This window comes from Curtobacterium sp. VKM Ac-1395, from assembly GCF_015350975.1.
In the GTDB taxonomy this organism is placed as follows: Bacteria; Actinomycetota; Actinomycetes; order Actinomycetales; family Microbacteriaceae; genus Curtobacterium.
The window spans coordinates 231,294-252,324 of record NZ_JADKRX010000001.1; the positions used below are offsets into that span (position 1 = coordinate 231,294).

Consider the following 21,031-nt stretch of genomic DNA (forward strand, 5'->3'; position numbering starts at 1 on the left):
TGGAGTTATGGCGGTGAACGATCTTGGTCCGGCAGAGCTGGCGTTGGTGGATGTGGTGCGGGTCGCGTTGACCGGTGACGTGGACGGAGTGCAGCAGCTGTGCCGGCGATACATCCGCCGGCCGCCGACCGCCGCCGGCGCCGCAGCCGCCTTGAAGGAGCAGTTGGTCGCAACGGTTTCCGCGGCACCCGCGCGGGACGAGAGCCCCCTTCGGGGTGCGACGTCGACGACGTTGCGATACGGCGCCGCGACCGCACCCGGCAGCCAGAACGGATGGCTGCAGTGGCCGGAGCCAATGGTGCCGCCGGTGTACAGCGAGTGGCTCAATGCGCAGATCGAGTCGTTGATCCGGGAACACCAGTCTCCGGACCTGCTCACTACGTACGGCTTGTCACCGTCCCGAGCGGTGCTATTCACCGGACCACCCGGGGTTGGCAAGAGCCTCTCGGCGGGCTACATCGCCACTCGACTCGGATTGCCGTTGCTGACCGTGAACATCGCATCGATCATGTCGAGCCTGATGGGCCGGACCGGACAGAACCTGCAGGAGGTGCTGCTGCAGGCGGCGGAGCAGCCGATGGTGCTGTTCCTCGACGAGTTCGACGCGTTGGCCAAGAGCCGCGACGACTCCGGCGACGTCGGTGAGGTGCGTCGGGTCGTAAACGTGATCCTGCAGCAGCTGGACCGGTGGCCAGTCGGCGGTCTCCTGGTCGCCGCGACGAATCATCCGCAGCTGCTGGACCCAGCGGTGCATCGCCGATTCGATCTGACCCTGACGTTTTCGCTGCCGACGCTGCCGGAACGCGCCGCGCTCGTGCGCTCGCATCCGATCGCACTCCGCGAAGGTTTCCCAGAGGAGACCGTGCAGATCCTAGCGATCGTCACCGAGGGGTTCAGCCAAGCGGACCTCGACAATTGGATTCGCCGCACGGTGCGGCAGGAGGTTGTCGGCGAGGCCGATCGAGAGCATGCACCGAACATCTCCGCGGCGCTTATGTTTGCCGCGGGCGAGAGCGCGCAGGCGATCGCGAAACGCTCCGCGGCAGACCGCACCGAACTGGCGCGGCTGACCAAGACGGCACTCGGCTGGACGAACCGGCGCATCGCCACGTGGCTCGGGGTGAGCCATCCGACCATCGGCACCGACATCACCGGCAGAGACACCGCCCATCGTGGCGAGGGGGGACAGCATGACTGACAGCACCGGAGGCGGACGCGTTCTAATGAACGGGGAACTGCTTGGCGGCCCCATCGTCCGCAGCAGCGGCGGGGGGCCGAAGACCCATCCGCGGACTTCCGCGGAAGCACGCGAGATCCTCACCCCGCAGATTCAGCAGGTCCGCGGAGCTATCGCGGCCCTGCCGGAAACGCTGCGCACCGGCAAGGTGGTCATTGAAGCGGACGTGTGGGCGAACTACCTCGCGAACTCCTACTACCCGAGTCGACTGCTGACTGCGCTGCGGATCGCGCCGCTGGGGTCGAAGATGATCACCGGCGTCAGCAGCCTGCCAAGTACCGGCGACACCGAGGCGCCTTCGAAGTCGTACCTGCTCGCCGTCGACGACGCCGACCTCGCCGCGATCGAGGGGCTTTTCGCCGACACCGGCGGCGATAAGACCCGGCAGGGCGCTGTCGACGAGTTGCGTCAGTTCAACGCGATCCGTCTCGCTGCGCCCCGATCCGCGCCCGCCGACCAGGAAAGCGGCGACCTCAGCCCGTTCGAGGCGGTGCTGCACCCGGACCCGGTGGCGACCAGCGCCCGTGCGCGGATTCCCGCCGGAGCGGACGTGCTTACCAAGTTCACCGCGCTGGTGCAGTCCGTCGGTGGTGTCGTCCACGAGGAGTTTAACGAGCGTATCGACGGGTTGACCTTCGTCGCGCTGGACCTGCCCGCAGAACAGTTGGACGCAGTCGCCGCCTTCAATCCGCTCCGCTCCCTCACGCCGTCTCCGGCGATCGTCCTCGCTGCTACCGACGCCAGCGACGTTTCGGGCGTCGTCGACGAAGCCGTGGCGCCAGCATCGCCCTCGGCACCGGAGGTGCTCGTCTTTGACGGCGGCATCGACGCTTCCGAGCGGTTGTTCGCTGCCTCAACCACAGCGATCAACCTCACCGGACGGACGGCGTCGACGGACAGTCAGCGGCACGGCAGCGCCGTTACCGCCGCGATCTTGTACGGCGATCTCGCCGACGGCCGTACCGCGGCAGCTCCGGCGGCGCATGTGACGCATTTCCAGATCCTCCCAACCCCGGATCGTGACGCGCAGGAGTATGCGTGGATCCTGCGGCAGATCCGTGAGGAAGTGCTAGCGCGGAAGCCGGAGATTGTTAACCTCAGCCTCGGGCCGAAGGTCGCTACCGAAGACGGTGAACCGCATCGGTGGACCGCGGTGCTGGACAAGCTCGCCCACGAGCACGGCATCTTGTTCGTCTCCGCCGCCGGCAATAACGGCGAACGTGACCAACGGGCCGGATTCCATCGGGTGCAGGTGCCCGGCGACATGGTGAACGGACTGTGTGTCGGCGCTGCCGACGCGCCGGCGACGGACGACACGTGGGCGGCGGCAGCGTACTCCGGCCGGGGCCCCGGCCGCGCCGGCGCCCGGGTGCAGCCGAGCGTCCTGGCGTTCGGCGGCACGAAGGACCGGAAGTTTGGCCGGGTGCGGGGCGACGGCAGCATCGTGCACGACGACTTCGGTACCAGTTACGCCGCACCGCTGGTCACGCACGTTGTCGCGCAGCTGCGCACTCAGCTCGCCGCAGCCAGCGACGCGCCGACGCTCCGAGCGCTCATCGCCCACGGCGCGGACCCGATCGGTGACGAGGACATCCACCGCGCCGGACACGGCCGACTCACCAGCGACGCCGCAGAGATCTTGCAGTGCGGGCCGGGCGAGGCGATGGTGATCTACCAGGGGCTGATCGCACGAGACGAAGTCCTCGGATTCCTGATTCCGGTGCCTGCGAACCTCGGCTCCGGCAAGTACGACGTGAAGTGGACGCTCGCGTTCGCGACCGCGACCGACAGTGCAGAGGCCGGGGAATACACCAACGCCGGTCTGGAAGCGACGTTCCGGCCGCACTCGGAACGGTTCGATTTCCGCCGCAAGGACCCCACCACTGGCAAACAGGTCACCAAGACAAGAAATCTGCAACACGACGCCGATGAGATCCAGCAGCTCCTCGCCGCAGGATGGCGTCCCAGCGTGCACCCATCTCCCCGCCCACTGAAGACTGAAACGGCGGATGAGAAAACCCGGCGCGAGCAGGGCAAATGGGAATCGCTCTGGTGCGCCTCCGACACGCTGAAGGGCACTTCGTTGAACGAGCCCCGCATCGACATCAGTCACGTCAGCCGCGAGGGCGGTCGGATCACCGCCGACACCGAGGACATCGAGTTCACCCTCGTCGTCACGATCGGCTCTCGCAGCGGGGTGCCCGTCTACGCGGAAATCGAGAACGACGCACGGTGGTCAGTGCTTACCGAACTCCCGGTCGTCTCCGTCGAACAATCCGTCACCGCGAACATCGACGTGACCACGGACGTCGAGGCCGAGATCGGTGGTGCGCCGTAGTCGTCGGCACCATCCTCGCGGCAGCCGCGCGCGTTGCATGTTGCCGAAGGGCGTCGAGGCGAAGCAGGTGCACTACGGCGGCCAATTGCTCGTCGTTACCGACCAAGTCGCGGCCGCGATCACTGCGGCAGCGCCGGTCGTCGCGTCGGTGTGGAAGATGACGACGACTTGGCCGGTAGCGAGCTACCGCGACGACCGGGAAGGCACCGTCGAAGTGCTCGCCGGACCGCCCGCCCCATCCTGGCGACCCAACCATGGCTGCCGGACGGCCAAGCCGACCCCGAGAACTCGGATTTGTCTGCACGGTACATCGCCGACGAAGTGGACTCGGTCGACACCGATGACGACATCAGTGTCGTCGAAGGACGGTGGACCCGCACCCGCGAAAACGACGGGCTATGGCGATTCACCGACATACCGGGCGCCGAACACGCCCCCGACGTCTCCGAGATCGTCGGCGTCATAGACCCTGCCGGGACGGTGTTATCGCCGCGACCGACAGCGGCTCCCCGGAAGATCAGAAGGCATGGTCCAACTTGTACCTGATCGGCGCACCGCACTAGACCAGACACCGCGCCTGACAGAGCGTTCGACTAGGGCCGGACTCAGCCACCGCGGATGCTGTTCATCAGGGGCGAGGACCGGATGGCGTGTAGGGCACGCTATCGCGGGATGTATGCCTCCGGTTCCCCGCGGGGCGGGACTACGAGTGACAGCCGCCTGTCTTCCCGTTTTGGGCGGATGAGCGTTCGCTGGAGCGCACCGCATGATTCATTCATGAGCGCTAACGCAGATCTCGCGAGGTGTTTTCCGTCCACGCAGTGAGTGCATCGCGCGGAGGAATGATCGCAACCCAATCCAACGAAGTACTGGGAGTCCCGGCAGATGGTGGGGCGGCGTCGATGGCACGCAGCACCCTCCGCGGCGACACGTGCAACTCAACAGCAAGACGATGCTGTACGACGATTTTGTTCGCAAGCATGTCATACAAGCGTTGCAGGTCAAGGTCAAGGATGTCTGGACCAGGCCACTCGATATCGGCGGGCACATGCGGCAGCCAGACGACCGGCTCGGCACAGCCGTGATGTCGCAAGAAGGCGGTGGCGTATGCGTCAAGGGCACGTTGAAATTCTAAAGTCATGCGGGTTCGGAAGTCCGTGTACTCGGCCCTGTCAGCGCGAGTCCTGCCGATTGCGAGATCGCCATCGAGCTCGCTCGCGAGAGTGGCGGTCAGCCGCTGCCAGAGATACCGTCGCGCGTTTCGGCGTTTGCGACCCGAGCCAGGGTCCATATCGATGCTCTCGGCGATCTGCGCCCAATGATTCGGTTGCAAAAGGTCGTCTACAGGGAGATCGGTTCGCGAGGCGTAGTCGACAGCGTCTCGCGCATCGTCGACGGACCGAGCGAGTGCTCCAATGCCTGTCAGAATGCGATCTGTCTCTTCAGGGCTGCCCAGCAGGTTGGGCCGAAGAACTCGCGCGATTGCAGCGCTGCCTGTATCGCTCCACTCTCCGCGTGATCCGTTGAGCCGCACAGCCGTGGCGAGGGCTTGGGAGAGCGTGTCGGTGTCGACGGCACCTCCCACATCGAGACGACTGCACCATTCCGGCCACAGGGCTTGTGGAACATGAGAGAAGCGCTGGTCCGGATCGTAGCTTGGTCCCGTATCCGCGAATCCTGGCGACGTATCCCAGAGCACTCTTTGGCCAACTGTGAAATCTTGATCGTGGGCGGCGAGAATATGCGCCTGGAATCGTGACGGTGCTTTTGGCCAGCGAGAGAGGAGCTCTGTCGGGCTTCCAGGCGCGAGACCAGCATCGCGGGGGACGAATGCTGGTGCCCTTGCGAATGTCGCTTGGCGGATGATTCTCCGAGTCTCACGACCCTCGAGACGGGTGAGTGTGTACGCCGCGCCGACGAGTGCTGCCATCGCGAAGGAACTGCCCGGAGCGCTGACCCCTATGCGTTGTTCATCGTCGAACAGCCCTAGGAGGTCCTCGGCCGGAATCCCGCTGAGTTCGGCGATTTCGTCGTACGCTTTCGCGGCCCGCAACCCGGTTGCGGCTGCCTGGAGCAGGCTTAGCAGGCCGCGTGTGCTTCCATCGGCTTCACTGTCGACGAGGAGGCGATGAACCTCTAGTACTGGCGATGATTCCGGCAACCGGTAGTCGTCATAATCCTGGCGCAGGTCCGCCCGACAGAAGCTTGTGCGGACATTCGCTTCGAGCCTCGCACGGCATGTGGATGGATTGAAGAGGGTTGCCTCGCGGTGTCGCATTTCGACGACCGGCGCGTGACACTCGGAGCAGCCGTCGAGCAGGACGCGGCGGTGTTTCATGCAGCAGAACGCCCAGGGTGTTCGCCATCTGAGGTAGAAGACACCCGGCCGCTCCGTGAGGCACTCCGGGCAGTATCGAGTACCCGCCTGCCAAGACCAAAGGTGTTCTTTCGCGACCCGGCCCGAAGCGCGCGGACGTTGAAGACAGCACCACATCCCAGAACAGTGCGTTTGGCGGGTTTCGACCGACTCGACGGACAGCCCTCATGCGGGACTGGTCTCCCGGCATGCGAACGCGACGGCTCGAAGTGGACGATTGCGCTGACCTTGTGCCGCTTCTTGACCAGCTCGTATATCCCACGACGGAGGCCGCCCTGGGCCCGCGCATCAATCTTCTCCTGACCGATGGCCCACCGAGACGTGGGATCGCCCGCAGAGAGTCTCCTGCTCCGCGGGTGCTGCCGATCTACTTGTGCTGGCCTCAGGCGATGCGCGTGCTCCTCGTGGCGGGGTGCCAGCGGAACAGCTCAACGAGACGCGACAAGCCTGGAGTGCGCGACACCACGAGAAAGATCGCGTAGCCGACGGCCCCGCCGACGGTGTTCCAGAGGAAGTCGTTGACGTCCGCGACATGGCCGCCGCCGAAGAGTCCGTCCGTGACGATCTGCAGGAGTTCGATCGCGAGACTGATCGCTGCGGCGGTCAGGACCACCTTCGCCCATGACGGTCGGCGGATCAGCAGGGGGATCAAGATGCCCAGCGGGGCGAACACGATCACGTTGGTGATCGCGTCCATGACCTCGTAGTCGGAGAACGGGATCAGGGCCAACTTCGGTGTCCACGGCTGCAGCTGCGGGGGCCGGTTGAGGGAGATCGGGAGCACGGTGTTCGCGAAGATCCCGGCAGCGTAGACAGCGAGTGCGCCCGCGACGATTGCGCGAGGCCAGGTGAATCGTCCGCCGCGGAGCAGGAGCAGCAATTGGATGAGCAAGGCGATGGCGCCGACTACGAGGGCAACGGGCAAGGCGGGGATTTCGCCGAACGGGTTGTCAGACACTTAAACGATCCTGCCCATCTCGCCTGGCCGACGCGTCCCTCTCGAGGTTGATCCGCGGGCAGGTCGCTGCGAACTGATGCCAGATAGGGCGCAGTCCCCGCGCTGACCGAACGCGCGCCCGCGTCCGCTAGACGATCCCTGAGCGGGCGTGGGTCTGTCGGCAGGTCACCGCCGACAGACCCATTTGGTCAGGCGCGCTCGACGGGCAGCCAGAGCTCGCAGGTGGCGGTGCTGAAGTCGTCGGCGCGGTCGAGTACCGCGACGATGGACGGTCCGGGCCGGAGCCGCCAGGGGTTTGACGGGAACCAGTCAGTCGCGGTCGCAGCCCATGCCTCCTGCAGCGCAGCCGGGTACTCGCCCTCGGTGTGGAACACCGCCCACGTACCAGCCGGAACCTCGATCGTGTCGAGATCATCGCCCACCACAGTCGTCGCCGTCACGGCCACACCGTGCAGGTAGGTCAGCTCGCTGCCCTCGGTGTAATCCGGGTCCACGTCGACGCTGACCTGCAGCAGGCCGCCCGGCTCGGTGTCGCTCATGGCTTTGAGGCGTGCGTGTTCTGCTGCCGGCAGCGAGGCGATGTGGGTTTGGATGTGCGGGTTGATGCCCTCGTGGATGAGGGGCACGCGGGTCGCGTGGCCGACGAGGTGAAACGCCGGTCGATCGATGATGCGGGTGTCCATGGTGATGTTCCCTTCTACGGTCAGGCGGAACCTGAGTTGCGGTTGCGTTCGAAGGGGGCCGCCATTTCGCTTGACGCTGCCGACGCTGACACCGTGCACGGATCGGAACGCTCGACCGAACGCCTCGGCTGAGCCATAGCCGAACCGCACCGCGATGCTCAACAAGTCTTCGTGTCCGAGAACATCCGCTGCCGCGACTGACATTCGACGTCGCCGGATGTACTCCGAGAGCGGCATCCCAGCGAGTGACGAGAACATCCGTCGGAGGTGGTACTCCGTCGTGCCCAGGCTCCGAGCCAACGACCCAACATCGAGGTCGTCGTTCAGGCGACCTTCCACCAGCTCGACCAGTCTGTTCAGCTCCGCGATCATGCCGCCTCCTTCGACACCCACACTGCCGGGTCGACACAACCGGCACCCTACTATCGCGGTCCGATCGGATCGCCTTCTTGCCCCGCAACGTGCCCGATAGCCGATCGCTTGCTGTTCACCTCATGTCACCGTGCACTGTATAGTCATCGAATGCTGACCATAGCGCCGAGGCTCGACGTCATGAATCGACTGGGGCGGGCCCTTGCCGACCCGACTCGGTCGCGGATCCTGCTCCGGCTACTCGACGGCCCCGGCTACCCGGCGCGATTGGCGGAAGAGCTCGAACTGACGCGGACGAACGTGTCGAACCACCTCGCGTGCCTGCGCGGGTGTGGCATCGTCGTCGCCGCACCGGAGGGACGAAGCACCCGGTACGAAATCGCCGACCCGCACCTCACGCGTGCCCTCGAAGCGCTCGTCGACGTCGTCCTCGCCGTCGACGACGGCGTCGGCTGCACCGACACGGACTGCGACGTACCGCTGTGCTGCGGAGTCGGCGCATGAGCGCCACCATCCAGCTCAGCACGCCACTCTCCGCTGCGCGGCGGCTGCTCCTGCAGCGCCGGGTCCGGTGGATCGTCGCGGCAACCATCACCTACAACCTCATCGAGGCAATCGTCGCGATCAGCGCCGGCACCATCGCGTCGTCCACGGCGCTGGTCGGATTCGGCCTGGACTCCATCGTCGAGGTCCTCTCCGCCGCGGCTGTTGCATGGCAGTTCGCCGGCCACGACCCAGAAGCGCGCGAACGCACCGCGTTGAAGGTCATCGCGGTCTCGTTCTTCGGTCTCGCCCTCTACGTGAGCGTCGACGCGATCCTGGCACTCACCGGCATCCGCGAACCGGAACACAGCACCGTCGGTATCGTCCTCGCCGCGGTCAGCCTGGCGATCATGCCATTCCTCAGCCTCCTGGAACGCCGCACCGGCAAGGAACTCGGCTCCGCATCAGCGATCGCGGACTCGAAGCAAACCCTGGTGTGCAGCTATCTCTCCGCCGCCGTCCTTCTCGGCCTGCTGCTGAACACCCTCTTCGGGTGGACCTGGGCCGATCCCATCGCCGGCCTAGTTGTGGTCGTCTTCGCCGTCCGCGAAGGCCTCGAAGCGTGGCGGGGCGACGCCTGCAAGCAACCCGTCTCCGCCCTCACGGGTGAGCGACAGGTCGACGCCTGCGACTGCTGCTGACCGCGCAGCCCACCGATGCAGCGCGGCGAGCGATTCCTGCTGGACTGGTTCGAGGCCGAAGCCCTCGACCCGGACTACCGCCTCTGGTCCGCCGACACCACCGAACCGGTCGCTGACATCGAAACGCTGCCGGAGGCGTGCCGGGTGTGCATGCTCCGCTCCGGCCTGAAGTTCACCTGCGACAGCCTGGATGACGCCGAGCGTCGCATCGGCGCGTGTCGCCTACTCGGGCTCTGACTGATCCGGCTCTCTCAGGCTGCGGACGGTGGTCGGAAGATCGTGATGGCCTCGCGGGCCGCGTAGAACACGATGACGAGGCCGGCAAGGGGGTCGGCCCACCACCAGCCCAGTGTCGCGTCCAGAAGCACACCAATGAGGACGGCCACGGCGAGGACACCATCGATGAACGTCACCCGCCCCTCAGTCTGCAAGACCGGATTCCGCAGCGCGCGGCCCACCCGGCCCTTCGCGGCGGCGAGGCTGAACATGACCGCCGCCGTGATCGCCGACCACGCGATCCCGCCCGCGGACGGACGGGCATGGTGCCCGGTGACCAGCGCCGTCACCGACTGCACGGTCAGGTAGACGGCGAGGGCGATGAATGCCACGCCGATCAGCCGTAGCGCTCGCTCCTGCCGGGCGGCGCCGGTCCCCGCCAGCTCCCAGAGGACAACGACGCTCGCGCCGATCTCGATGACCGAGTCCAACCCGAAGCCGGCCAACGCAACCGACGCTGCACGTACCGCGAGGACAGCAAGGACGACGAAACCGATCACGTTCCACGCGAGCGTGCACCACTCCAAGCCCCGACCGACGCGGAGCAGCCGCATCCGGTGGACGTCGTCGACCGGAATGTTCATCGACGTGACGGCGGCGCGGGAGTGACGGTGAACGTGTCGACGTTGCCGATCGCCTCGTGCACGTGCTCGGACGCATGGGCGGCGACGTGCGCAGCTTCGTGAAGGTCGCTGGCCTCCACGACGATCGTGGCGGAGCCGGTCAGGCGGTGCCCGACCCAGCGGACCCGCACGTCCCGCACGGCGTGAACGCCGTCCGTGTGCTCGAGCGCGTGCTCAGCACGCTCGAGGAGCGCCGGGTCGATCGCGTCCATGAGCCGCGCGCCGATCGACTTCACGGTGCCCCAAAGCAGCAGCATGATCGAGATGCTGATGAGCAGACCGATGATCGGGTCCGCGAGCGGGAAGCCGAGCATCACCCCCACGGCCCCGAGGACGACGGAAAGTGACGTAAATCCGTCGAGGCGAGCGTGCACCCCGTCGGCAACGAGCGCGGCGGAGCCGATCTTCTGGCCGACGCGGATGCGGTAGATGGCGACGATCTCGTTGCCAGCGAACCCGACAAGCCCTGCCGCGACCAGCAGCCAGGGATTCTCGATCGGCCGCGGGTTGATGAACCGGTCGATGGCCTGCCAGCCAGCCACGACGGCGGAGAGGGCGACCACGAACACGATGAACATGCCCGCCAGGTCCTCCGCGCGGCCGTAGCCGTACGTGTAGCGACGGTTCGCGACCCGTCGCCCGAGGACGAACGCGACCCACAACGGCACCGCGGTCAACGCGTCCGCGAAGTTGTGGATCGTGTCCGCCAGCAACGCGATCGACCCGGTGAGCCCGACCAGCACCGCCTGCAGGATCGTCGTGCCGAGCAGGACGAACAGGCTGATCTTCAGCGCGCGGACACCGGCGGTGCTGGCCTCCATCGCGTCATCGATCGAGTCCGCGGAATCATGCGTGTGGGGCACGAACAGGTCGTACAGGAACCCCTTCACACCGCCGTGCGGATGCGAGTGCCCATGCTCACCGTGGTCGTGGTCGTGGCCGTGCGGATGATCGTGTTCCGCGTGGGCCGCCGCGTGGTCATGGCCGGTCATGCGCTTTCCCGCTCCCCGCGGTGATGCGGTGCAGCACCGACGACGTGCTCAGCCTGCTTCACAGCGTCGATGACCAGCTCTGAGGCGTGCTCGTCCGTCAGCCGGTAGAACACCGTCGTACCCTCCCGCCTCGTCGACACCATCCGAGCCAGCCGCAGCTTCGCCAGGTGCTGCGACACTGCTGCCGGGCTCTTGTCCACGACGTCGGCGAGGTGGTTCACCGACATCTCCTCCGCGCTCCGCAACGCGAGGATGATCTTCACCCGCGTGGCGTCTGCGAGCATCGCGAACACCTCCACCGCGAGCTCGACGTACTCCGACTCCGGACTAAGGCCGCATGCCTGCTTATCTACGTGCACACGCAAATAGTAGCGCTTGCTCGTGACCGGATAGTAGGGCGACCGGGGTCATTGCGCGGTCGTGCGCCGTGTTCGTCGCAGCGAGATCCAGCTGACGGCACTCGCCGCGGCGGTCGCCGCCGCGAGGAGTCCGAGGGCGGCCGGCAGGGTCCACGCAGCAGCAACCGCGCCAACCAGCAGCGGGCCCCCGGCGTCCCCGGCTTCGCGACCGAGCTCCGCGTTGCCCATCGTGCGGCCCATCCGCTCCTCCGGCGTCGCTGCCGCGAGGTGCGCGAACGCGAGGGGCGTGACCAGCCCGATCATTACGCCGAACGCGAGCGCCGCGACGAACAGCGTCACCACGTCCGGGGCGGCCGCGAGCAGGACGAGCGCGGCCGCGGCCACCGCGAGGCCGACGGTGCTGCCCGTGCGGGTGCTGATCCGGCCGGCGTCGCGGAGCCGGCCGGTCAGCGGTTGCACGAGCGTCGACACCAGTGCGAGGACCGCGATCGCGACGGCGCCGACGACGGCGGGCAGGTCGAGGCGGTTCGCCAGCAGCGGCAGGAACCCAATCGCGACGCCGAGCACGGCGGTGGTGGTCGCAAGGAGCATCGTCGGGACCAGGAACGAGCGGTCGGCGGTCTGGCGGACGAGGTCGACGACCGTGTACCGCGGCCGTGGCTGGACGGGCAGCGCCGGCATCGCGACCGCGACCCACGCGGCAGCTGTACCGGCGAGCAGCGCAAGGGCGATGTACAGGGCGCGGATGTCGAGCGTCTGGACGAGGACGATGCCGATCAGCGGCCCGGCGACGTAGCCGAGACTCTTCCACGCGCCGTACCGACCGAAGTACCGACCGAGTCGTTGCTTCCCCGCGATGCGGGCGACCGCTGCCGACGAGGCCGGACTGAATGCAGACGCCGCCACACCCTGCCCGAGGCGGGCGATGGCGAGGACGAGGACGGTCGGCTGCAGCAGCGCCAGCAGGGACGCGACGACGAAGCCGATGAGGCCGCCGACGATCACCGGTTTCGCACCGATCCGGTCGCTGAGCGCTCCGAACAGCGGCTTGAGGACCACTTCCGCGACGTCGTACAGCGCCAGGACGATGCCGAGACCCAGGAGAGACAGACCGATGTCGTCAGTCTCGGCGCCGAGGACACTACCGACGCCATGAGCGCCGAAGGCGGTGGTGAACCCGGCGAGGTAGAGGGGTGGGAGCCCGCGGGGCGGCGGCGAGGTCGTCGTCACCCGCTCAGTGTGGCAGACGACGCGGACGGGGTTCCTGCCACCTGGTGCCGGTGTGGTGGCGACACCCGATGAGGCTTCGGATGACGTCGCCGAGGCTGCGATGGTGCCGCCATTCGCGAACAATGAGCGCGACGATGACCAGGTCGAACACCGTCAGGAGCACCAGCCCGACAGTGCCGGACGAACTCGTACCCCTGCCAGACGACGAAGCCCCCGAGCACTGCGATCGCCCACGGGTACAGTAGCCACGAGCCGCGGAAGATCGCAGCGACGATCCCGAGCTTCACCAGCCCGTGAACGATGAGGTACACAGCCGCGACGACGGTGGCCTCGCCGGTTAGTGTCACCACCCCGTGGCAGATCAGGTGCGCGACCAGATCATCCGGGTCCTCGCCGAGCTCTCCAGCCGTGACCGCTCGAGCGATGGCGCCGAGCTGCACCGGACGGAGCAGCAACAGGGGGATCCCGACGACGAACTCCACCAGCCCGTCGACGGCCTTGAACACGAACCCGACCAGGAAGACCAGGTCGAACCACCGCTCCCGTGACCACCGTGCTCGATGCATGCCCACAGTCTCCGACGCGACGCCTCATGAACCTTCAATCCCATCGGGACCGGCCATTCCAAGGTGTCTCAATAGCCGATGGCGGTTTCAAGGGGTCGTTGCAACGGGTGATTGTTTCGGGTCTGACAGTAGCTGCTCGAAGGCTTCTGCCGGGGTGCGGTAGTCGAGTGTTTTGCGAGGTCGTCCGTTGAGTTCGGCAGCGACTTCGAGGAGCCGTTCCGGGCTGTGGATGCTGAGGTCGGTGGACTTCGGGAAGTACTGCCGCAGTAGGCCGTTGGTGTTCTCGTTCGAGCCGCGCTGCCAGGGCTTGTGGGGGTCGCAGAAGTAGATCGCGAGGTCGGTGGCGAGGGTGATGTCCTTGTGTCGGGCAAGCTCGGTGCCCTGATCCCACGTCAACGACCGACGCAGATGCTCGGGCAGGGTCCGGATGGTCGGGATCATCGCGTCGCGGACCGCGTCGGCGCTGTGCCCATCAGGCAGGTGCAGCAGCATCACGTACCGGGTGGTGCGCTCGACGAGGGTGCCGATCGCGCTCCTGGCGTTGATCCCCACGATCAAGTCGCCTTCCCAGTGCCCGGGAACGGCCCGATCGTCAGCCTCGGCGGGGCGTTCGCTGATCAGGATCATGTCGCGGATCTTCGACCACGACGCCCGCCTGGGTTCGCCTCGATGCCGGCGAATCGCACGGCCGGTGCGGAGGTGTGTGTGCAGGTCAGCGCGCAGGTGACCGCGGCCCTGGACGAACAGGGACTGGTAGATCGTCTCGTGCGACACGTGCATCTCCGGCCGGTTCGGGAAGGACCGGGCCAGGTCATCACGGATCTGTTCCGGGGACCAGTTCCGCACCAACCGCACCTCGACCTGCAGAGCGAGCTCGAGTAGGTCCAGCTTCCGCGGTTTCGGGCGCCGTGCTCGGACACGGCATTGCTTCTCAGCGGCGTAGGGGCGGTAGCTCCCGCCAGCTGCGGCGTTTCTGGTGAGTTCGCGGCTGATGGTCGACGGTGCCCGACCGAGTGCTTTCGCGATGGCGCGCACGCCCTCACCGCCGAGGCGCAGGTCCGCGATCTGGAGCCGCTCTTCCTGGCTGAGGTACCTGTCGGAGCGGGGCGTGTGGGCGAACGGGTTCCGTCCGCCGGCTGCTTTGACCCATCGGTATCCCTGACGTCGGTCCACACCGACAGCATCACAGGCCGCCGTCCGTCCAAGGCCCTGTCTCAAGAGCTCCCAGAACCGTGCCTCTCGGGCACGGTGTTCCAGCCTCGATCCCATCTGCAGCACTCCGATTCACGGTGGTGTTGCAACGACCAGCTGAACCCAAGGATCGGCTGCCGGATTCAGCTGCTCGCACCGAACGCGGAGTCAGTTCCCGCGACCGAAGTCGCTGCATCGCTGAGATCCCCGTCCTCGCGCTGGCTGCCGGAAGACTCCGTCTCACATAGGTGGTCCGCGGTCCCTCGAAGTGAGGTGCGTCATACGGACGCTTCGCGCGCGTTTGACAGGCCTAGGGCTCGCGCGGATAACCAGGGTGACCCCGCCCGCGCTGAACGGCGACAGGTTGTGCGCGAAGGAGACAAGTTGTGTGCGCGACGACAGAACTGTGGACGACCGACATCACGGCTCACGAGAACATCCCACGGAATGCGACAGTGATCGTTTCTATCCGACGAAGGTGGACTGGCGTGACGCAATGGACAGGCAATCTGTCGCTCCGAGCTGCCGGCGACACGTTTCGTGAGCCGGCGACACTTTGCATGTCCGTTCACAGACAGGAGCACCTACTGCGGCATGTCCACGAACCTCGAGAACATCCCGTGGAACGCCACCGTGATGGTGTCGGTCGGCCCGTTGCGGTGCTTCGCCACGATGAGGTCCGCCTCACCCTGCCGCGGGTTGTCCTTCTCGTACGCCGACTCACGGTGCAGCAGGATGACCATGTCGGCGTCCTGCTCGATGGACCCCGACTCACGCAGGTCGGAGATCATCGGCTTCTTGTCCGCACGCTGCTCGGGCCCACGGTTCAGCTGCGACAGCGCGATGACGGGGACCTGCAGCTCCTTCGCCATGAGCTTGAGCGCACGCGAGAATAGCGCCTGAGCTGGCCTCGGCGGCGTCGGCCCCTTGCCGATCCAGGCGAAGGAGGCTCCACTCGCGCCCGACGCGGGCCTGTCCCGTTCGATCACGGAGACCCGGGCGCCGGCCTTTGCCACGTGGTACGCGATCGATGCCCCGACGACGACAACGTTCTTCATGGGGACATCCTCGTCCGGTTCCATCATCGGGCGCGACTCACCTCCGGCGATGCAGCAGGTTCTGCACGACGCCACCCCAGAGGACAAGGCCCCAGAAAGCCAGGGGTGATCTCGTCGCAGAGCCTGCGCAGGGCGGTGCGTGCGAATGCCCTGTCAGGCCGACCACGGCTCATCGGACGCCGCGGCCCACCGGTGGCAACGATGAGCGGTAGCGCCTGCGGCACCGCGATGTCGTCGGAGAAGGATGCTCCGATGAGGCGCGCGAGGTCGTGTGCCGACCACGACGCACTCATCCTCCCGACAGTCCCCCATGGTCATTGACGCCTCGGAACGCTCTCGCTCGCCAAGCGGGGGAAGAGCTGTTCGGCGGCTGTCCGGTGCACGTCACCCAGTCGTTCTGCGCCAGGGCCGTCGTAGGCGTCGAGGTCATGGTCGAAGCGAGCGGTCCAGTCGGGGTTTGCGTAGGGGAAATCGCTGCCGTAGAGGACGTGGCCGGGCTCCGCGAACGCCAGCAGTGACGGCAGCGACGTGGGAGATGCGGACAGGGCGGTGTCGAAGTAGAACTTGCGCAGGCCCGCTTGGATGCGCTCCGGCGTGGTGCCCGGGTTGAACATCGCGGCAGCGCTGAACCGGCTTGCGGCGTAGGGCAGGAAACCACCGGCGTGGGACAGGATCACGCGCAGTTCCGGGTAGCGGTCGAACACGCCGTGCGCGACGAGGTCCACGGCGGTGCGGGTGGTGTCGAACGGGAAGTCCAGCAGTGCGGTGGGCATCCCCGGCAACTGCGTGATCGGTGGTGCGGTGGGGTGCACGAAGACCACGGCTGAGCGGGCGGCGAGTTCTGCCCACAGCGGCTCGTACGCGGGGTCGCCCAGGTACCGTCCGTGCGCGTTCGACAGCAGGAGCACACCGTCGGCGTGGAGCTCATCGAGTGCTCGCACGGCTTCGGCGACCGCGCCGTCGAAGTCCGGCAGCGGCAGCACCGCGAAGTGCCCGAACCTGTCGGGCCGCTCCTGGACCAGCTCGGCCTGGTAGTCGTTCAGTTCGCGGGCGAGTTGGCGCGCCGCGGCGTCGTCACCGAAGTGCACGCCCGGTGCGCTGATCGAGAGCATCCCGGTCTCGATCCCCACTTCGTCCATCATCGCGATCGCCGCTTCGGGGCTCCACTCCGGCATCAACCAGCCGCCGATGGCCCGGGGCCCTCGTCGCGGTGCGGTCCCGCCGCTCCCACCCCACGGGTCCCACTGCGCGGACCCTCCGGTCGCAGCCGGCGCATCCCCCGGGGCGCCGGCCCCCATCGCTTTCGATCCTGCCGCTGCCAGTGCGTCGAAGTAGCGGGGCGGGAGCAGGTGCTGGTGGACATCGATCTTGCCTTGCATGGTACGGTCCTCCGATCGTCCTCAGCAATGAGGGCTGGTTGTGTGCAGAAGTGGTTGTCGTGATGGTTCCCGCCGGTCGCACCGGGAGTGGTTCGACCGTTTGCGGGCGTCGAGCAGGCCTGTGGTGTTCAGGGCGTCGGGGTCAACGGCAGCAGGGCCGCGTTCGGCGTGCCTGCGGCGGACTCGAGGTGGGAGCCCGATGGGCCGGCTACCGAGCGGGGACCTTGCTCGTGACGGAGTCCGCCCTTCGGTCGAGCAGCGGCTTCGCGTCGGTTCCGGAGGAGCATCGCCGTCAGGGTGAGCAGGATCCCTGCCACTGCCCAGATGCTCAGCCGGATGATCGGGGCGGCGACCGCAGCGCCGTCGAAGTACTGGACGGACCGCAGCAGGTCGAGCGCGTCGCCCTGCGGGAAGACGTAGTAGAGCGTCTGGAAGAAGTCGTTGAGGACGTGGATCCCGAGCGGGCCACCGGATGACGTGTTCCCGAGGATCACCAGGGCGAGCGTCATCACCAGAGCCGCGATGGTTCCGCCCAGTGCGGCGACGCCCGTGACCGCTCCCCCGATGGCGACTCCGGTCAGCCAGAGGATCCCGAACACGGCCCAGGGACCGACGGTCACCGCCCCGAGTGCGGAGTCGATCCACAGGGTGATCAGTCCGGCGAGGAGACCGGCGTAGAGCACGAGGACGATGCTGCGCTCGACGAACTTCGCGGCCGTGTCGACCGTGCCGAGGATGCGTCCGAACACCGTCGCACCGAGGGCAGCCCCAAGGCCGGCGAAGAGGATCGCGTAGAACTCGATCGACCCGACCGGGTCCTGCTTCGGCAGGGGTGCGAGGTCGGTGGCCGTGTTGGTGGTCTGCAGCTTCGCCGCGATCGAGTCGCCGATGCCGGAGACCGCCTGGCCCAGGCCGCGGCCACCGCCGCTGGCGATGTAGGTGGTGACGCCGGCGCCCTTGCCCGGCGCCGGCAGGATGACGGCGCCGTCGACGTCGCGGTCGAGCACGGCGGATCGTGCCTGCTGCTCAGAGGCCACGACGGTGAGATCCAGCGACCCCTGCTGCTCGAGCGCGACGATCGCGCCAGCGTCGCCGGTGACCGCGAGATGGACGTTGTTCGGCGTCGGGTTGCCGAACGCGCTCGAGTAGCTCGTCAACATCGCCATCGCCAGGAGCAGGATCGCGATCGCACCGAGGACCAGGTTCCGGTAGCGATGTGCTGATCCCGGCCCTTCGGAGTCCAGCGCACCGCCCGCGGCCGCCGCTTCGAACTCGGGGTGCTGCGGGCCGTCTCCGCGGCCAGTGGCAGGCTCGGTTACGTGCGTCATGATGTCCTTTACAGTTGTCCAGTAGATGACGAACGTACATCAGCGTCCGGGCTCTGACAAGATGGAGTCATGAGGGACGGAACAGGCACGGTGCCGCTCGCGAGCCAACGGGTGGACCCGCGCGTCACCCGCACCCGCGCTGCCCTGATCCGGGCGTTGGCCGCCCTGGTGTCCGAGACACCGAAGGGCGAGACGATCTCGATGAGCGCCGTGGCACAGCGCGCTGGGTTGAGCAGACAAGCGCTCCACAACCACTACAGCAACGTCGGCGACCTGGCGACGGACCTCTGGATCAGTCGGCTTCTCGAGGACTGGCTCCCCCTCGACGAGGCCGCGGCGAACCTCCCACAGGCCCTCACCGAAGCCGTGCGGGAGCGCGGGATCGAACCGCTGCTCGCCGCAGGACGTGCGGATCGCGGCTTCTTCGACAAGCTCCGCGCCGTTCCACGTGGCGAGCGCGTCGCCGAGGTGCTCGCAGCCGCGATGACGACCTGGCTGTCGGAGTCGGATCACGATCCCGATCACCATCGACCGGAGATCGCTCTGACCGGGGACGCCCGGACCTTCACGATCGGCGGCATGATCGCGCTCGTGTCGACGTGGCAGATGGCCGACGCGCCCCCGAGCACGGCCGAGCAGGTGGCGACACTCCGGACCTTCGCCGCGGCGGCTGCAGCGGCTGGCGCCGGCTGAACCGCGCGGATCCGGGTCCCGGCAGTCCGGCGGATCCCGCCCAGGCCAGCAGCCCGGGCGGGAGGCGCGTCAGCCGTCGTACGCGACGTAGTGCAGCTCGGCGTCCCGCCGCTCGTCGTGGAGCTTCACGTAGGACTGCGCGATGACCGCCGGTTCAGCGTCCGGTCGCCCACCGCCGATCAGCGCGGTGATGGCGACGAACCCGACGTAGACACCCTTGTCCGCGAGGGCGGCGTTGAGGTTGAGCGTCCAGTTCCGGAGTCCCGCCGCGGCGATGTTGACGTTCCCGCGGACCGGCGTCTGGGCGAGCGCACCGCCACCGGTGGTCACGAGGACCGTGCCGGCGCCCGCCGTGATCATGGCCGGCAGGACCTCTCCGACGGCCGCGATGGCGCCGCCGAGGTAGAAGTCGAGCTGTGGCTGCAGGTTCTCCATCGTCACGTCCACCGCGTCGACCGACTCCAGGGTCCGGTCAGCCGGGGAGAACTCGAGGACGTCGATCGGCCCGAGCGCTTCCCGGATCGATCGGAGGGCACTCCGGATCGTGTCGGGCTCGCTGACGTCGGCGGTGAAACCACGAGCCTGGATGCCCTCCGCGACGAGCTCACCCGCCAGGGAGTCCACGTTCGCCTGGCTGCGGGCCACGAGCGCGACGTCGAAGCCCTTCTGCCCGAAGGCCCGCGCGATCTCGAGACCCAGACCAGGGCCTGCGCCGATGATGGTGATGAGGGGCATGATGCGTCCTTCCGTGGCCCACCGCCGGGCCGTGCGAGCTGGTGCGGTAAGTTGAGGTCGTCCTCAAACCTCTGCAGCCTATGTTGAGGCTGACCTCAATTTCCTCCGGAGTCGCTGTGAGCACCGCACCCCGCCTGCGCCGAGACGCGCAGGCGAACGTCGAGAAGCTCCGCGCTGCCGCGATCGCCGTCTTCTCAAAGCGAGGGCTCTCTGCGCCACTGGAGGACATCGCGCGCGAGGCCGGGGTGAGCATCGGGACGCTCTACAACCGCATCGGATCGCGCGAAGACCTCATCGACGCCGTCGTGCCCGACATCGCGGGCGCGAAGCTCCGCACCCTGCGGGAACGGACACTGTCCCAGGACACTCCGCGCGCGCAGTTGGAGACCTTCATCGCTGAGATGATCGACCTGCAGCGAAGCGACCCGGCGATGAACGACGCGATGCTCCGGCGCTACCCCGACGCCGTCCTCCTCATCAACGCATGCGAACGATCCATGGCGCTCGGAGCGGAACTCGTCGCCAACGCACACACCGCCGGCGTTCTCGCCGCGGATTTCACGCCCGATGACCTGATGACCGTCCTGTGGATGGCCGGGATGGCCAGCCACGACCCTGCCGCTCCGGACGGGTGGCGCCGTGTCGTCGACCGGAGCATCTCCGCTGCCTGGACCGTCCAGGGCTGACGCCGCGACGCGCCCCTGCATCACCCGGAAGGCCGCTCCCGTATCGCTGGGCCGCAACGCAGGAACCATCCGTCTGTGGAGCCGATCACCTACCGGGCGGCACTCGTCTGGACGAACAGGGAGAGGCCGAACACAAGCACTCCCAGTCCGAGCGGGGCCAGGATGACCAGGAACGGCGCCCCCGCTCCTTCGGCAGCGAGCATCATCGCGACCCAGAAGAACGCGATGATGCCCGTTCCCGCACTCACCGCCCCGAAAGTGATCGCAGTGCCCCATCGCGACGCGTCCGAAGACAACGGGACGACCAGCAGACTGCAGACGAGTACTCCGACGATGCCCGGCACGATGCACGACCAGAACGCAGCGTCCGCCGAAGCCCACTGGTCAGGGCCTGATCCCGTCCAATGCACGGGCACTCGAGAAGGAGGGTCCGCCCATGCCAGGCGGAGAGCGATCACTGACGCTGGAGCAAGCCAGGCCACCAGCGCAGCCATGACAAGCGCAGCACTCACGCGCGACCGTGGCTTGACGACGCCAGAACTCGACACCCCTGCACGGTATCGCTGCCAGACGCGTCCGGTAGCCGAACGTCTACCTAGACATAGGACATTCTCTAGGCGGGGAACATGGAACCCGCAGGACTGCTGGCCGTCGTGAACCCGCCGGGCGCATCGAATGGTCTGCCCCCGCAGATCTGGATTGCTGCGGTGGTCGTGATCCTGATCGTGGGCGCTGCACTGTCGATCCGGCGACGGCGGAAGTAGTC

Annotated in this window: 22 protein-coding genes; 8 read left to right on the top strand and 14 right to left on the bottom strand. The window is 67.2% G+C overall.

Annotation, left to right across the window (positions count from 1 at the left end; genetic code table 11):
• Positions 1–7 precede the first annotated feature (7 nt).
• Together ITJ68_RS01215 and ITJ68_RS01220 are read left to right on the top strand one after the other, a co-directional pair.
• Positions 8–1,198, top strand: coding sequence for an AAA family ATPase (locus ITJ68_RS01215; protein ID WP_194659551.1), 1,191 nt, complete (start codon positions 8–10; stop codon positions 1,196–1,198).
• Positions 1,191–3,575: a S8 family peptidase gene (locus tag ITJ68_RS01220; protein ID WP_194659552.1), complete on the top strand. Its 2,385-nt coding sequence runs from the start codon at positions 1,191–1,193 to the stop codon at positions 3,573–3,575. The genes ITJ68_RS01215 and ITJ68_RS01220 overlap by 8 nt, the downstream gene beginning before the upstream one ends.
• Positions 3,576–4,359: 784 nt before the next feature.
• Here ITJ68_RS01220 and ITJ68_RS01225 read toward each other — a convergent pair.
• From ITJ68_RS01225 to ITJ68_RS01235, 3 genes are all read right to left on the bottom strand, one after another.
• Positions 4,360–5,913: a hypothetical protein gene (locus ITJ68_RS01225; RefSeq protein WP_194659553.1), complete on the bottom strand. Its 1,554-nt coding sequence runs from the start codon at positions 5,911–5,913 to the stop codon at positions 4,360–4,362.
• Positions 5,914–6,334: 421 nt separating this feature from the next.
• The gene (locus tag ITJ68_RS01230; protein ID WP_194659554.1) at positions 6,335–6,910 is read right to left on the bottom strand and encodes a VanZ family protein; all 576 of its coding nucleotides are present in this window, start codon (positions 6,908–6,910) and stop codon (positions 6,335–6,337) included.
• 188 nt (positions 6,911–7,098) lie between these two features.
• Entirely contained in the window at positions 7,099–7,965 is an 867-nt protein-coding gene (locus ITJ68_RS01235) for an AraC family transcriptional regulator (protein WP_194659555.1), read from the bottom strand.
• A gap of 150 nt (positions 7,966–8,115) precedes the next feature.
• Here ITJ68_RS01235 and cmtR point away from each other — a divergent pair, with 150 nt between their 5' ends.
• Genes cmtR through ITJ68_RS01250 form a run of 3 tightly spaced genes read left to right on the top strand, consistent with a single transcriptional unit; the run spans position 8,116 to position 9,386 of the window.
• Entirely contained in the window at positions 8,116–8,469 is a 354-nt protein-coding gene (gene cmtR / locus ITJ68_RS01240; protein WP_194660145.1) for a Cd(II)/Pb(II)-sensing metalloregulatory transcriptional regulator CmtR, read from the top strand.
• Positions 8,466–9,149 (top strand): cation transporter, encoded by a 684-nt coding sequence (locus tag ITJ68_RS01245; RefSeq protein WP_194659556.1) that lies wholly within the window; start codon positions 8,466–8,468, stop codon positions 9,147–9,149. Before cmtR ends, ITJ68_RS01245 begins: the two co-directional genes overlap by 4 nt.
• A 15-nt stretch (positions 9,150–9,164) precedes the next feature.
• Entirely contained in the window at positions 9,165–9,386 is a 222-nt protein-coding gene (locus ITJ68_RS01250; RefSeq protein WP_194659557.1) for a hypothetical protein, read from the top strand.
• Between the two features lie 14 nt (positions 9,387–9,400).
• Here the strand turns inward: ITJ68_RS01250 and ITJ68_RS01255 are convergent, their stop codons facing one another.
• From ITJ68_RS01255 to ITJ68_RS01295, 9 genes are all read right to left on the bottom strand, one after another.
• Positions 9,401–10,009 (bottom strand): cation transporter, encoded by a 609-nt coding sequence (locus ITJ68_RS01255; protein ID WP_194659558.1) that lies wholly within the window; start codon positions 10,007–10,009, stop codon positions 9,401–9,403.
• Entirely contained in the window at positions 10,006–10,938 is a 933-nt protein-coding gene (locus ITJ68_RS01260; protein WP_416354625.1) for a cation diffusion facilitator family transporter, read from the bottom strand. Before ITJ68_RS01260 ends, ITJ68_RS01255 begins: the two co-directional genes overlap by 4 nt.
• Before the next feature lie 98 nt (positions 10,939–11,036).
• A complete protein-coding gene (locus ITJ68_RS01265; protein ID WP_323743176.1) occupies positions 11,037–11,399 on the bottom strand; it encodes a metalloregulator ArsR/SmtB family transcription factor in 363 nt (120 codons plus the stop codon).
• 48 nt (positions 11,400–11,447) lie between these two features.
• Positions 11,448–12,629 (bottom strand): MFS transporter, encoded by a 1,182-nt coding sequence (locus tag ITJ68_RS01270; RefSeq protein ID WP_194659560.1) that lies wholly within the window; start codon positions 12,627–12,629, stop codon positions 11,448–11,450.
• Entirely contained in the window at positions 12,626–13,195 is a 570-nt protein-coding gene (locus ITJ68_RS19690) for a DUF2127 domain-containing protein (RefSeq protein ID WP_416354626.1), read from the bottom strand. Before ITJ68_RS19690 ends, ITJ68_RS01270 begins: the two co-directional genes overlap by 4 nt.
• A gap of 87 nt (positions 13,196–13,282) precedes the next feature.
• On the bottom strand, positions 13,283–14,464 hold the full coding sequence (locus ITJ68_RS01280; protein ID WP_194660147.1) for an IS30 family transposase: 1,182 nt from the start codon (positions 14,462–14,464) through the stop codon (positions 13,283–13,285).
• Between the two features lie 506 nt (positions 14,465–14,970).
• Positions 14,971–15,471, bottom strand: a complete 501-nt coding sequence (locus tag ITJ68_RS01285) for an FAD-dependent oxidoreductase (RefSeq protein ID WP_323743177.1) — start codon at positions 15,469–15,471, stop codon at positions 14,971–14,973.
• Positions 15,472–15,758: 287 nt separating this feature from the next.
• Positions 15,759–16,823: an amidohydrolase family protein gene (locus tag ITJ68_RS01290; protein ID WP_194659563.1), complete on the bottom strand. Its 1,065-nt coding sequence runs from the start codon at positions 16,821–16,823 to the stop codon at positions 15,759–15,761.
• Between the two features lie 128 nt (positions 16,824–16,951).
• Positions 16,952–18,151, bottom strand: a complete 1,200-nt coding sequence (locus ITJ68_RS01295; RefSeq protein ID WP_194659564.1) for an ABC transporter permease — start codon at positions 18,149–18,151, stop codon at positions 16,952–16,954.
• A gap of 69 nt (positions 18,152–18,220) precedes the next feature.
• Here ITJ68_RS01295 and ITJ68_RS01300 point away from each other — a divergent pair, with 69 nt between their 5' ends.
• Positions 18,221–18,844 carry a hypothetical protein gene (locus ITJ68_RS01300; RefSeq protein ID WP_194659565.1) on the top strand — a complete coding sequence of 208 codons (624 nt, stop codon included), beginning with the start codon at positions 18,221–18,223 and terminating at the stop codon, positions 18,842–18,844.
• Between the two features lie 69 nt (positions 18,845–18,913).
• Here ITJ68_RS01300 and ITJ68_RS01305 read toward each other — a convergent pair whose 3' ends face one another.
• Complete coding sequence (locus tag ITJ68_RS01305) at positions 18,914–19,579, bottom strand: SDR family NAD(P)-dependent oxidoreductase (RefSeq protein WP_194659566.1); 666 nt, start codon at positions 19,577–19,579, stop codon at positions 18,914–18,916.
• A 116-nt stretch (positions 19,580–19,695) separates the two neighbouring features.
• On the opposite strand from ITJ68_RS01305, the gene ITJ68_RS01310 reads away from it, so the two are divergent.
• The gene (locus tag ITJ68_RS01310; protein WP_071294216.1) at positions 19,696–20,265 is read left to right on the top strand and encodes a TetR/AcrR family transcriptional regulator; all 570 of its coding nucleotides are present in this window, start codon (positions 19,696–19,698) and stop codon (positions 20,263–20,265) included.
• A gap of 89 nt (positions 20,266–20,354) precedes the next feature.
• Here the strand turns inward: ITJ68_RS01310 and ITJ68_RS01315 are convergent, their stop codons facing one another.
• Positions 20,355–20,513, bottom strand: a complete 159-nt coding sequence (locus ITJ68_RS01315; protein WP_194659567.1) for a hypothetical protein — start codon at positions 20,511–20,513, stop codon at positions 20,355–20,357.
• 378 nt (positions 20,514–20,891) lie between these two features.
• Between ITJ68_RS01315 and ITJ68_RS01320 the strand changes: the two genes are divergently transcribed.
• Positions 20,892–21,029, top strand: a complete 138-nt coding sequence (locus ITJ68_RS01320) for a hypothetical protein (RefSeq protein ID WP_194659568.1) — start codon at positions 20,892–20,894, stop codon at positions 21,027–21,029.
• Positions 21,030–21,031 lie beyond the last annotated feature (2 nt).

Excerpts from the sequence above, each read along its gene's own strand:
- ITJ68_RS01215 (WP_194659551.1), top strand. The coding sequence starts at position 8 with ATGGCGGTGAACGATCTTGGTCCGGCAGAGCTGGCGTTGGTGGATGTG.
- ITJ68_RS01220 (WP_194659552.1), top strand. The coding sequence starts at position 1,191 with ATGACTGACAGCACCGGAGGCGGACGCGTTCTAATGAACGGGGAACTG.
- ITJ68_RS01225 (WP_194659553.1), bottom strand. The coding sequence starts at position 5,913 with ATGAAACACCGCCGCGTCCTGCTCGACGGCTGCTCCGAGTGTCACGCG.
- ITJ68_RS01235 (WP_194659555.1), bottom strand. The coding sequence starts at position 7,965 with ATGATCGCGGAGCTGAACAGACTGGTCGAGCTGGTGGAAGGTCGCCTG.
- cmtR (WP_194660145.1), top strand. The coding sequence starts at position 8,116 with ATGCTGACCATAGCGCCGAGGCTCGACGTCATGAATCGACTGGGGCGG.
- ITJ68_RS01245 (WP_194659556.1), top strand. The coding sequence starts at position 8,466 with ATGAGCGCCACCATCCAGCTCAGCACGCCACTCTCCGCTGCGCGGCGG.
- ITJ68_RS01250 (WP_194659557.1), top strand. The coding sequence starts at position 9,165 with ATGCAGCGCGGCGAGCGATTCCTGCTGGACTGGTTCGAGGCCGAAGCC.
- ITJ68_RS01255 (WP_194659558.1), bottom strand. The coding sequence starts at position 10,009 with ATGAACATTCCGGTCGACGACGTCCACCGGATGCGGCTGCTCCGCGTC.
- ITJ68_RS19690 (WP_416354626.1), bottom strand. The coding sequence starts at position 13,195 with ATGCATCGAGCACGGTGGTCACGGGAGCGGTGGTTCGACCTGGTCTTC.
- ITJ68_RS01280 (WP_194660147.1), bottom strand. The coding sequence starts at position 14,464 with ATGGGATCGAGGCTGGAACACCGTGCCCGAGAGGCACGGTTCTGGGAG.
- ITJ68_RS01285 (WP_323743177.1), bottom strand. The coding sequence starts at position 15,471 with ATGATGGAACCGGACGAGGATGTCCCCATGAAGAACGTTGTCGTCGTC.
- ITJ68_RS01290 (WP_194659563.1), bottom strand. The coding sequence starts at position 16,823 with ATGCAAGGCAAGATCGATGTCCACCAGCACCTGCTCCCGCCCCGCTAC.
- ITJ68_RS01295 (WP_194659564.1), bottom strand. The coding sequence starts at position 18,151 with ATGACGCACGTAACCGAGCCTGCCACTGGCCGCGGAGACGGCCCGCAG.
- ITJ68_RS01300 (WP_194659565.1), top strand. The coding sequence starts at position 18,221 with ATGAGGGACGGAACAGGCACGGTGCCGCTCGCGAGCCAACGGGTGGAC.
- ITJ68_RS01305 (WP_194659566.1), bottom strand. The coding sequence starts at position 19,579 with ATGCCCCTCATCACCATCATCGGCGCAGGCCCTGGTCTGGGTCTCGAG.
- ITJ68_RS01320 (WP_194659568.1), top strand. The coding sequence starts at position 20,892 with ATGGAACCCGCAGGACTGCTGGCCGTCGTGAACCCGCCGGGCGCATCG.